At 50.8% G+C, this 13,189-nt stretch carries 1 protein-coding gene; it reads left to right on the top strand.

Annotated features, from left to right (window positions below; all coding sequences use genetic code 11):
* The first annotated feature begins 4 nt into the window (after positions 1-4).
* A complete protein-coding gene (locus tag KDW_RS20100) occupies positions 5-13,189 on the top strand; it encodes an SDR family NAD(P)-dependent oxidoreductase (RefSeq protein ID WP_151757745.1) in 13,185 nt (4,394 codons plus the stop codon).

Consider the following 13,189-nt stretch of genomic DNA (forward strand, 5'->3'; position numbering starts at 1 on the left):
AAACATGATTACGGAGCAATTAAGCATCTCTTTAAATAATCCCGTTGTATGCAATCATAAAGTCTACGGACAAGATTTATTACCGGGTCTGGCTTATATTGACCTTATCTATCAACTTTTTCGCGAATATGGTTTTGCTCATCATGAACTTGAGCTCAGGAATGTGTCTATATATAATCCCTTAATTGTGAAGCAAGATGATGAGGTTCTGCTCACTATCCAGTGCCTGGAGGTAGAAAAGGATCAATGGCGCATTCGTATCGATGGTCAGGCGCAGCAAAATGGCAAAGGTGAGCAAGACAAAAAACAATATATAACTGCTGAGCTGTATAAAAGACCACTGGTGGTATTCGAAGAAACGCTGGATGTGTCTGCTCTGAAGCAAGTAGCGAAGAACACGATTGCATTAGATACAATGTATGACCAATGCCGGCGTCAGGAACTGCTCCATACCGGCCTGATGAAGGCTGAAGGGCAACTCTATGAGACCGAGGCTGGTATCGTGATCGATCTCGCGCCGGGTTCGGCTGGTCTGTCGCAGGCGGAGCACTTTATGTTCCACCCGGCACTGATCGACGGGAGTGGTGTCGGGTCCGGCTGGTTACTCACGGAGGTGCTCAATGCAGAGCAGAAGCTGTATCTCCCGCTATTCTACGAGGCCTTTTGTGCCTCAGCACTGCTGCAAACGCACTGCTTCACGCGTATTCAACGCGCCTCGGTTCGCCTGGAAAAAGAGCTGATCTACCTGACGCTGGAATTTTTTGACGACGCTGGCCACAAAGTCGCCGAATTGAAGAACTTCGCCAGTAAACTCGTGCGGGGAGCCGAGCTCATTGATCCCACGCGTGCCGCGACGCCGACCGTTGCACCTAAGGCGTTGCCAACCACAGCGCCAGCCCCTGTCGAGAAGCGGCCAGCCGTAGCGCCAGCCATGGACCGCGCGAGCGCGTACGACGAGGTTGAAGATTTTCTGCGCCAGCTGTTAGCGCAACGACTCAACGTGCCGAAAGAGCAGATTGAAACGGATACTGGTTATTATCAAATGGGGCTGGATTCCCGTCGGCTTCTGGAGGTGGTGCAGGCCATTGAAATCCAGATTGGTGTCAGCCTATCGCCCATTCTATTGTTCGAATACACCACCATTGCAGAACTCGCCACCTTTCTGGCGGAGCACTATGCTGCAGCCTTTTTCCCGGCCGCTAGCAGTGGACAGCCGCCGGACCAGGCTCCGTCTCGCACATCCTCAGTGGCGGGAGCGCCAGCCATCCCTGCTGAGGCCAGACACGAGCCGTCCGCAGGTGGTTTCCGTCCAGCGGAGGGAGACGACATCGCCATCATCGGCATGGCTGGTCGTTATCCCCAGGCCGCGACCATCCAGGCGTTCTGGCGCAACCTGACCGAGGGCAAAGACTGTATCAGCGAAATTCCTGCCTCCCGCTGGGATTGGCGGCAATTCGAGGGGATCACCTCACCTTCGGGCAAGAACCTGTCGCGTTGGGGCGGCTTTATCGACGATGCCGATTGCTTTGATCCCCAGTTCTTTCGCATCTCGCCGCGAGAAGCGGAAAGCATGGATCCCCAGGAGCGCTTATTCCTGCAAACGTGCTGGGAAACGATCGAAGATGCAGGCTACACCCCCAACTCGCTGGTTGCTCCGGAGGGCCGTCATCAGCGGCATGCGGTGGGCGTCTTTGTCGGGGTGATGCACAAGGATTACACCCTGCTCGGAGCCGACGCCGTCGCGCAAGGTCACAATGTTCCGTTGGCGCTCAATAATGCGCAGATAGCCAACCGGGTCTCCTATCACTGTAATTTCCATGGACCCAGCATGGCGATCGATACCGTGTGTTCCTCCTCATTAACCGCCGTGCATCTGGCCCTCGAAAGCATTCGTCGTGGTGAGTGTGGTGTGGCGTTAGCCGGAGGCGTCAACCTGTCCCTGCATCCTCACAAATATGTAACCTATGGAGGCTGGGATATGCATTCCAGCGATGGCTACTGTCACACCTTTGGGCAGGGAGGCGATGGCTATGTCTCGGCTGAAGGCATCGGCGCCGTGTTGCTCAAGCCGCTGCGTCAGGCGGAGTTGGATGGGGACCGGATCTATGCCGTCATCAAAGGCAGCGCCATCAACCACGTTGGCACGGTGAGTGGGATCTCCGTGCCCAGTCCCATTGCGCAGGCGGATGTCATAGAGCAGTGTCTGACGAAGACGGGGATCCATCCCCGGACCATTAGCTATGTGGAAGCCCACGGGACCGGCACCTCATTGGGGGATCCCATCGAGATCCAGGGGCTCGTCAAAGCGTTTCAGCACAGCACGCAGGAGCAGCAGTTCTGCGCCATCGGGTCCGTCAAATCGAACATCGGGCATGCGGAATCCGCCGCCGGCATCAGTGGTTTGACCAAGGTGGCCCTGCAACTCTACCATCGTACGCTCGTACCTTCCCTGCACGCCAAGCAACTCAATCCCCATTTAAAGCTATCCCAGTCGCCATTTTACGTCCAGGGCGTCACCGAAGCCTGGCCGCAACCGGCCCTGCTCGAAGATGGCATCGAGGTGCGGTATCCACGCCGGGCGGGTTTGAGCTCCTTTGGCGCATCCGGCTCAAACGCCCACCTCATCCTGGAAGAATACAGTCCTCGGGCACGGCCGGCCATGACCGTGGGGTCCGCGCCGGTGATCGTGCCGTTGTCTGCCCGCACGACGGAGCGACTGCATATCGCCGTCAAGAACCTGGCAGTCGCGTTGCAGGACGAGCTGTCAGTGGTGGACCTGGCCTATACCTTACAGGTGGGGCGGGAAGCGATGGAAGAGCGGGTCGTGTTTGTCGTCAACAGCATTGAGGAGTTGCGCGCCCGGCTGGTCGCGTTTGAGGTGGGGCAGGAAGACAGAGTAGGATGCTGGCGTGGACATGTCAAGAGTGGCAAAAAGGGGAGTGAAGCTGTGCGGCAGGACGAAGAAGCGCAGGCGGCGGTGCGTGCATGGAGAGAAAAGGGAGACTACACCCAGCTGGCGCAAGCCTGGGCGCACGGGACGGTGATCGACTGGAACGAACTCTACGGGGACAGCAGGCCCATGCGTATAAGTGTACCAACGTATCCATTCGCGCGCGAACGTTACTGGATACCGGACACCAGCGCCGGAACAGGCAGCGCGACAATTGGACGTGTACTCCATCCTTTACTGCACCGGAATACCTCTGATTTTATCGAACAGCGTTTTAGCTCAACCTTTACCGGGCAGGAGTTTTTTCTGGCGGACCACGTCATCAAGGAACAGAAGATATTGCCCGGAGTTGCCTATCTAGAAATGGCGCTCACCGCAGTAGAAAAAGCTATTGGAGGCCAGGGCGAAGACCAGCGTGTCAGCAAGCTCAAAGATGTTGTATGGATGCGCCCCATCATCCAGGGGAATCAGCCAGCAGAGATTCATATACGGTTGTATCCAGAGGATAATGGCGAGATTGTCTACGAAATTTATAGTGGCTATAGTGATAAGGACACGCAACTCGTATATAGTCAGGGCCGAGCTGAGTCAGGTTCCCAGCGACACACTTTAACCTTAGATATGCGAGCCCTGCGGGAAGAGTGCAACCTAAATATCCTCACAGGAAATGAGTGCTATGCAGCATTTGAAACAATGGGACTTCATTATGGGCCAGGATTTCAAGGAATTGAGAAGATATATGTAGGGCAGGACCAGCTACTTGCAAAAATATCCTTACCACATGCCGTACAACACACGCACAGCCAATATGTATTACATCCCAGCTTACTGGATTCCGCTTTTCATGCATCCATTGGTTTGATTATAGAGTCTCGTGACGACCAGTCGTTCGATCCTATGTTATCCCAAAGACTGTCTCTACCATTTGCTCTACAAGAGCTTGAAATACTGAGCCCTTGTCCAGCGGAAATCTGGTCTTACGTCAGGTATAGCAACGACAGTAAAGCAGAAAACAAGATCGTAAAATACGATATAGACCTATGTGATGAAACCGGACGGATCTGTGTGCGCATGAAGGGAGCGGCAATAAGAGCAGCGGACGGAGAAATCCAGCCCGATCAGATGACGAAACCGGTTGAAACCGGCAACCGTGCACTTGCGCCGGTCGGACATATTCAATTGCTTCCCTCGTGGGAACCAATATCTGGAGCGCAGGAACAAAACGTTACCTCTGTTAATGAAAGAGTGGTCGTGCTTGGAGGAACAGAGGAGCAGCGCAGGATACTGCAACAGCGCTTTCCAGCCGCATCCATGCTGGAGTTGCAGGCAGAAGACACTATAGAATCAATCGCAAAAAAGCTGCAGGCATACTATCCCATCGAACATATTCTGTGGTTAGCGCCCTATCAGCCAGCGGATTATTTATCATATGATGGCTTGATTACAGAGCAGAACCATGGAGTTATACAAGTTTTTCAAATCATCAAAGCGCTGCTCCATTCAGGCTATGGGAACAAAGATGTAAGCTGGAGCATCATCACTGTTCAGGCCCAACTTGTTGACAAAAATGATGCCATCGAGCCCGTACACGCCAGCTTGCATGGACTTGCCGGCACAATGGCCAAGGAATACACAAACTGGAAAATTCGGCTTATCGATCTGGAGGATGGTTGCAACTGGCCGATTGATCATATGTTTACCTGGCCTGTAAGTCGCCAGGGACATGCCCGGGCGTATCGAAACGGGCAATGGTATCAGCAGCAGTTGGTACCATTCCACCATGATGCCGTAAATCAAAGCTTGTATAAGACGCATGGCGTGTACGTCGTCATTGGTGGGGCAGGGTATATTGGGGAAGTGTGGAGCGAATATATGATGCGCAGCTATCAAGCGCAGATTATATGGATTGGGCGCAGTCAGAAGAACGCAGCCATTCAGGCCAAACTTGACCGACTTGCAACCCTGGGCTTTGCTCCTGAATACATAACTGCGGACGCATCCAATCTGCATGCTTTAGAGGGCGCATATAAAACCATCAAAGAACGGCACGGACACATTCACGGTGTCATCAACTCAGCCATGGTTTTAGCCGAACAAAGCCTGGAGAATATGCATGTAGAGGAATTTAAAGCCGGGCTATCAGCGAAAATTGATGTAAGCGTACGCATCGCACAAGTTTTTCAGCATGAGCCCCTTGACTTTATCATCTTCTTCTCCTCACTTGTTGCGTATATCAAGAATGTCAAACAAAGCCATTATATCGCTGGCTGCGCCTTTGAGGACGCATTTGCCGCTCGATTGGCGAAACTGTGGAAGTGTCCCGTAAAAGTCATGAATTGGGGCTACTGGGGTAATGGCGAAGTTGCGAACGACGAAAATTTTGTGCAACTATTCGACCAGATCGGCCTGGGATTGATTCACCCACAGGAAGGCATGAAAGCATTAGAGGTTCTGCTTGCCGGGCCAGTTAATCAAATGGCATTGATCAATACCACCAGACCGGTTGCAATTGAAAACATGCAGCCAGGTGAACGCATTGAAGTTTATCCTGAAAGCCGCGTATTTGACGTTCCAAATCTGCAATTGCAGATTCCACGAAAAGGTTTTGAGGCGGCGTATGCCAATCACATGCAAAGCATTGCAATGGATACGCTGCTCTGCAAACTGCTTTTCGCCCAGTTGCAGACAGCTGGATTGTTTGCGGAGCAGACATTCACAGCCGCCAGTCTCATCGCCAAGCACAAGTTGCACAGTTTATACACTCGGTGGCTGGAAGAGAGCCTGATGGTGCTGTCACAACACCATTATCTCCAGCAAGAAGGCGAGGTATATCGCGTCACCAATAGCGCTGTCCTCGATCTGAATACATTGTGGCAGGCATGGGAAGAGCAGAAAGCAGCCTCACGGGCCGACAGCAATCTGAAAGCCATGGTGAACCTGGTTGATGCGACCATAAGAGTCCTGCCAGAGATCCTGGCAGGCAAGGTGCTTGCCACCGACATTATGTTTCCTGATTCCTCGATGGAACTGGTAGAAGGAATCTACAAGCAGAACCAGGTTGCTGATTACTTCAACGAAGTGCTTGCAGATACCGTCGTAGCCTACGTCCAGGAGCGGCTAAAGTCAGAGCCCAATGTAGCATTGCGCATCCTGGAGATAGGGGCAGGTACAGGCGGAACGAGCGCAGCAGTCTTCCAGGAATTACAGCCCTATCAGGAATATATACAGGAATATTGTTATACCGACCTTTCCCGAGCCTTTCTGCTGCATGCCGAGCGGGAATATGGTTCCCAGAATCCATATTTAACCTATCACATCTTTAATGTGGAGGCCCCGATTGCCGGTCAGAACATTGATGCTGGTGGCTATGATATCGTCATTGCCGCCAATGTACTGCATGCGACCAAAAACATTCGCCAGACGCTGCGCAACACCAAAGCGGTCCTGAAAAGCAACGGCCTGCTCTTATTAAATGAAATGGCCGGCAAGGGCATGTTTACGCACCTGACCTTTGGTCTTCTGGAAGGCTGGTGGTTGTATGAGGATCCCGAACTGCGCATCGCGGGTTGCCCTGGCTTATATCCTAAAACCTGGCGCAAGGTATTAGAAAATGAAGGCTTCAAGAGGGTTATATTCCCGGCGCAGGAAGCCCACAGCTTAAGTCACCAGATCGTTGTGGCACAAAGTGATGGCATAATTCGGCAAAAACAAGCAGTGCAGCCGCAGCCAACACTACAGGAGCAGAGTGCCACTCCAAAAAGAAGCAACCAACGTTCCGTCCCCAGGAGCCCGATCAAACAATCAGCCCACGTAACGGATGACCTGTTAAAAGAGAAAAGCACAGCATATATCGTAAAACTGGTTGGAGAAACGCTGAAAATCCCGGTAAACAAGATCGACTCTTCCGATCTACTAGAAATTTACGGTATCGATTCGATTGTCGTTGTCCAGCTCACGAATAGTTTACGGAAGGTACTGGATAACGTTAGCAGCACCCTGTTCTTTGAACATCACACCATTGATGCCCTGGTCGACCATTTCATCAAGACCCAGAAGGATGCCTTGATAAAACTCGTAGGTCTGGACAATCGCGGAACGAATGAAGAGCGGTATAGCAACGATGACGTGAATGAGCAAACAACAGGGCCAGCACAGCTCAAGCTACGAAGGCCCGGGCGATATCTCAGACCAGATCGTGCAGCAATGGAGCCATCCAGCGGGGGACGTGACATTGCGATTATCGGCCTTTCTGGTCGCTATGCCCAGTCCAACACCGTCAACGACTTCTGGCAGAACCTGAAGGCCGCCAAAAATTGCATCACAGAAATACCCGCGGATCGCTGGGATTGGCAAGAATATTACAGTGTAGAAAAGGGCAAAAGAGGGTCCATATACACAAAGTGGGGAGGGTTCATAGAGGATTTCGACAAGTTTGATCCGTCATTTTTTCAAATTTCGCCAGTAGAAGCGGAACGCATGGATCCTCAAGAGCGAGTGTTTTTAGAGGCAGCCTACGCGAGTATCGAAGATGCAGGCTATACGCCAGCCACTCTTAGTGCCAGCAGAAAAATCGGCGTATTCGCTGGTGTTATGAACAAGAACTATCAGACCGGCTATGGCTACTGGTCGATTGCCAATAGGATCTCTTATCTATTGAACTTCCAGGGACCAAGTCTGGCCGTAGACACTGCCTGTTCCTCTTCATTGACTGCCATTCATTTAGCACTGGAGAGCCTGTATAGTGGTTCGAGTGAATGTGCAATCGCAGGTGGCGTCAATCTGGTCGTAGACCCCATCCATTATTTGAACCTCTCGACAATGAACATGCTCACTCCAGGGGATAAGTGCAAGTCATTTGGCGATCAAGCCGATGGATTTGTGGATGGAGAAGGTGTGGGCGCCATCGTATTGAAGCCGCTAAATAAGGCAATTGAAGACGGCGATCAGATTTATGGTGTTATCAAGGGCAGTATGGTCAATGCCGGTGGGAAAACCAACGGCTATACTGTACCGAATCCTAACGCCCAGTTCCAACTGATCAGCGAAGCCCTGCAAAGAGCAAATGTGTCCGCACGTACGATTAGTTATCTGGAGGGGCATGGTACCGGTACAGTATTAGGAGATCCCATTGAAATAGCAGGACTCACACGAGCCTTTGAGCAAGATACCCCGGATCGGCAATTCTGCGCCATCGGGTCGGTCAAATCCAATATCGGACATTGCGAAAGTGCCGCTGGCATGGCAGGCTTAACAAAGATATTACTACAATTCAAGCATCGTCAACTGGTGCCCTCGTTACATGCCGAAGTGTTAAATCCCAACATTGATTTCAAGCATACCCCCTTTAGGCTGCAGCGAGCGTTGGCGGAATGGAAACGTCCGATGATAGATGGGCAAGAAATACCGAGGAGGGCTGGCATCAGCAGCTTCGGCGCGGGAGGAGCCAATGCCCATCTTATTGTAGAAGAATATATGCCCGCTACAGGGGTGCAACATCAGGTAAGCCCATCTCAGCCTGTCATCATCATACTCTCTGCAAAGAGCGAGGAGCAGCTTCGGCAGCAGGCAATAAATTTGCTTATAGCCATAAAGGAGCAGCGATACGCTAACGCTGACCTGGTACGTATAGCTTATACGTTGCAGGTAGGGCGTGAAGCCATGGATGAGCGTCTGGGTTTTATTGCAGCGTCCATCAAAGAGATAGAGGAAAAGCTGACGCTGTTTGTGGAAGCCAAAGACTATGTTGATGGTCTTAATCGTGGGCAAGTCAGAGCGCACAAAAATGCGCTATCAGTGTTTACAGCGGATGAAGACATGGATAAGATCATCGAAGCCTGGGCCAGCAAAAGGAAATATGCCAAATTGCTGGACCTCTGGGTGAATGGTCTGATTTTTGATTGGAACAAGTTGTATGGAGATCACAGGCCGCTGCGCATCAGCCTGCCAACCTATCCATTTGCCAGAGAGCGTTACTGGTTACAAGCGTTTGATAGCACCGCCAATAGAAAGGTGCGCGTGCAGGTAGAGGGGGATGCCTCTTCCGTCGTAGGAACAGTTACTCATCAACCAGTCTCGCTGATGCCAGAAGCTTTTGAACTGATGACATTTGAGGAGACATGGCGCGAACAGCCTGTGCAGCAGACCTCTGCAAATCTCATGAAGACATTAGTATGTTTCCTTTCGGATCCAGAAGCGCAAAAAGAGATCAGAAACACCATCGCAACCTTCGCAGAACAGACCAGGATCGTGTTTATTACACAAAGCACAATAGACATGAAAGCATTCCCGGACGTTTATAGCCTTTCACGCCATAACCCGGACGCATATGAAAAAGTCTTGCAAAGCATCCAGCGTGAGCATGGAGAGATAGGCGCAATTCTCTATTTCTGGGCACTTGAGGATCCAGACTGTGTGCGGGATTATGCAAGCATTGTATACATCCTGCAAGCTATCGCAGCGAACAGGCTAAAAGTGAGTCGATTATTGTTAGCAGGTCAGCTCGACCAGAGTCTGGACCGTTGCTACCTGGAATCCTGGATTGGCTTTGAACGCTCACTGGGTCCGGTCCTGCCAGAGACAAAAATAGCGATCGTTTATCAAGAGAGCGATGGATTGAGCCGAAAAGCCTCCATGGAAGATTGGCTGCAAAAGTGCCGGGTGGAATTGCAGGTTCAAACCAATCAGGTCGTCCTGTATCGAGATACGAAACGCTACATCAACTGTATGGCCTCCACCACCCTGGAAGCTGATAAGAACATATTAAGGCCGAAAGGCACCTACCTGATCACAGGCGGGTGCGGCGGTCTCGGCATATTGTTTGCGAAGCACCTGGCCCGGCAGTATGCTGCGAACTTGATCCTAACAGGGCGCTCACCGCTCACTCCAGAAAAGCAAATTCAAATTGAGCAATTAGAACGTTTCGGAAATCAGGTTATCTATCTACAGGCAGACGTATGTGATCCGATCGGCATGGAAGCAGGCCTGAAGCAGGCCAGAGCACGCTTTGGAGTAATTCATGGTGTCATTCATGCCGCTGGCGTAGAAAGCAAGCAAAGCATTTTTGAGAAAGACATGTCAGTGTTCCAAGAAGTTATTGCGGCAAACGTCACTGGAACGCTGATATTGGATACATTGCTTCGCAAGGAGCCGCTTGATTTTATATGCTATTTTTCCTCATCTTCAGCTATTCTGGGAGATTTTGGTTGCTGTGATTACGCGATCGGCAATCGTTTCCAGATGGCATATGCACACTACAGAAACAAGCAGCAGTATCCAGGCACGGCCTTCGTGATTAACTGGCCAGTGTGGAGAGACGGCGGAATGGCGATTGGTGACCATGAGACAACCGAAATGTATCTCAAATCCAGCGGCCAGCGTTTCCTGGAAGCCGAAGAAGGGATTAACCTGTTCGAGCGCATCCTTGGACAAGATCTTACACAGCACCTGGTACTGGTCGGTCAGCGTAGCCGGGTGCAGCGTTTTCCTGGACTGCAGGAAGCTCCGGCCCGGCCAGCGGCACGCCCTTCTGGAAAAGGACGGCAGCTAGAAATGGACGGGTTGAATACGGAACAATGCCTGGAATGGGATCTAAAAGAACATATCAACCGTTTGCTCAAAATCCCAAAGAACAAGTTAGACCTGGACCGAAACTGGACGGATTTTGGCTTTGATTCCATTAATCTGGCAGAATTTGCCACTATGTTAACCAGGCATTATGGTATCGAGATCAACCCATCCTTATTCTTTGGATACTCGACCCTGGAAAAATTGATCCATTACTTTTTAGCCGATCATCAAGACGCCATAGAGGCATTCTATCGAGAAGGTGTTGTCGAATCCGCTTCCTGCTTAAATAATGCTGACATCCCAGCGGAGCCCCAACATCGGGAAGCAGCATCCAGCGCCGCCGAGCTCCACGAGCCCGTTAAACAGACCAGCGTGGTCAGCAGGAGTGTTCATTCCAATCATGCGGAACCGATCGCGATTATAGGCATGAGTGGTCGCTTTCCGCAGGCTGATTCTGTGAGTGAGCTTTGGGACAACCTGAAGAACGGCAAGGATTGCATCACTGAAATCCCCCGGGAACGCTGGGACTGGCGAGAATACTACGGTGACCCTCATCGAGAGGTGGGTAAAGCCAACTCAAAATGGGGAGCATTCTTGAAAGACATTGATTGCTTCGATCCATTGTTTTTTCAGATCTCGCCAAAAGAAGCCGAAACGATGGATCCAAGGCATAGGATATTTCTAGAGGAAGCCTGGCATACATTTGAAGATGCTGGATATATGGGTGAACGCATCAAAGGCAAGTCTTGCGGAGTGTATGTGGGTGTAGAAGAAGGTGAATATGCCTTTTTAGCGAAGGATAGCATGCAGATCAATGGTAGCCAGAATGCGACCTTATCTGCGCGTATCGCATATACGCTGGATTTGAAGGGACCTAACCTGGCCTTAACGGCGGCGTGTTCCTCGGGTCTGGTCGCAATTCATCAAGCATGCCAGGCTTTGCGGAATGATGATTGTGAAATGGCCCTGGTTGGTGGTGTCAGCTTGAACATCTCTAGCATGTCTTACGCAGCACTGAGTAAAGCAGACATGCTATCACCAGATGGGCAATGCCGAGTGTTTGATCAGAGCGCCAATGGTTTAGTGCCCGGTGAAGCGGTAGCGGCCGTGCTATTGAAACCATTATCGAAAGCCATCGCTGATAAAGACCATATCTATGGATGCATCCGAGCGAGTGGCGTGAATTATGATGGGAGAACCAACGGAATTACCGCCCCAAATCCATTCAGTCAGGCGGAACTAATTGAAAGCATTTACCAAAAATACGACATCAATCCGCTGGATATTCAGTATGTAATGGCGCATAGTACAGGATCAAAATTAGGTGATCCTTTAGAGATCCAGGCCCTGACGAGCGTCTTCAAAAAATACACTGATCGCAAGCAGTTTTGTACGATAGGTTCAATCAAGCCATTAATCGGCCATACATTTGCCGCCTCAGGAGTAGTGGGTTTGATCAGTATGCTCATGGCGATGAAAGAGCAGACGATTCCTGCAACACATCATGGCGAGGTAAACAATGCCTATATCAATTTCGAAGAAAGCCCTTTTATCCTGAAGAAAGAGAATCAAGCGTGGTTTGCAAAGCCTGACGTACGGCGGCTAGGAACGGTCAGTTCAACGGGAATCAGCGGCACCAATGCTCATATTGTCGTCGAAGAGTACGTTCCGCCGATGGCAAATGCGAGCCATTCTCACCAGCCACCCAGGCCGCAAATTGTAGTTCTTTCAGCAAAGAGTCAGGATCGGTTGCACGTAGTTGCCCAACGCATGTTGGATTATGCGCAGTCGCACAATGATCTTTCGTTAGCAGATGTCGCCTATACCCTACAAGTTGGACGAGAAGTTATGGAAGCTCGCCTGGCTGTGGTCGTGCGCAACCAGGAACAACTGGTACAAGCCTTGAAGGAGTACCTGGATACAGCACATGAAGGTCAGAGATTAAAAACATCGCTTCCCATCTTTACCGGTGAGCAAGAAGAAGGCTACGCGCCTGGAGGAAACTTGTTTTTTGGAGCCGCAGGTGAAGCAATGCTGCGCGCATTGGCGCAGGAGCAGAACTTCGACAAAATTGCTCAATATTGGGCCGAAGGTGGAAAGATCTCATGGGAACTGCTTCATGAAGGCACCGACGTGTGTAGCATATCGCTGCCCGTCTATCCGTTTGCCAGAGAACATTACTGGATTACGGAAACGATAGAACAACCCCGTGGAGCCGTCGCTTCTTCTCAACAGATAGAAGAGTCACAGACACATCACCATGAAGCAGGCACAGGTTCGCAAGAGAGCATACAAGCATATATCGTGCAATTTTTCTCTCAAGAGCTGGGTCTGTTACCGGAGCAGATAAACCTCAAAAAGAAATATCAAGAATACGGAATGGACTCTATTCTGGGCAGGAAACTTATGCGTCTCGTAGAAGAAACCTTCCATATCAAGATTACAGGACGTGACATGCTGGAGCATCAAACCATTCAATCACTGGTCACCTATTTAGCCAGTAAAGTCAATGCATTCAATCAGAACGAGATGGAAAGGACGACCAGGGTAGAAAAGGCACCCGGTAAAGACATGCCATATAGCGACGGACAAATTATCGCCATGATGGAAAAATTTACGCAGGGGGAATTGGAGTTCGAGGGAGTTCAAAAGATACTAGAAGGACGTAAATAG

The organism is Dictyobacter vulcani, assembly GCF_008974265.1.
Classification (GTDB): Bacteria; Chloroflexota; Ktedonobacteria; order Ktedonobacterales; family Ktedonobacteraceae; genus Dictyobacter; species Dictyobacter vulcani.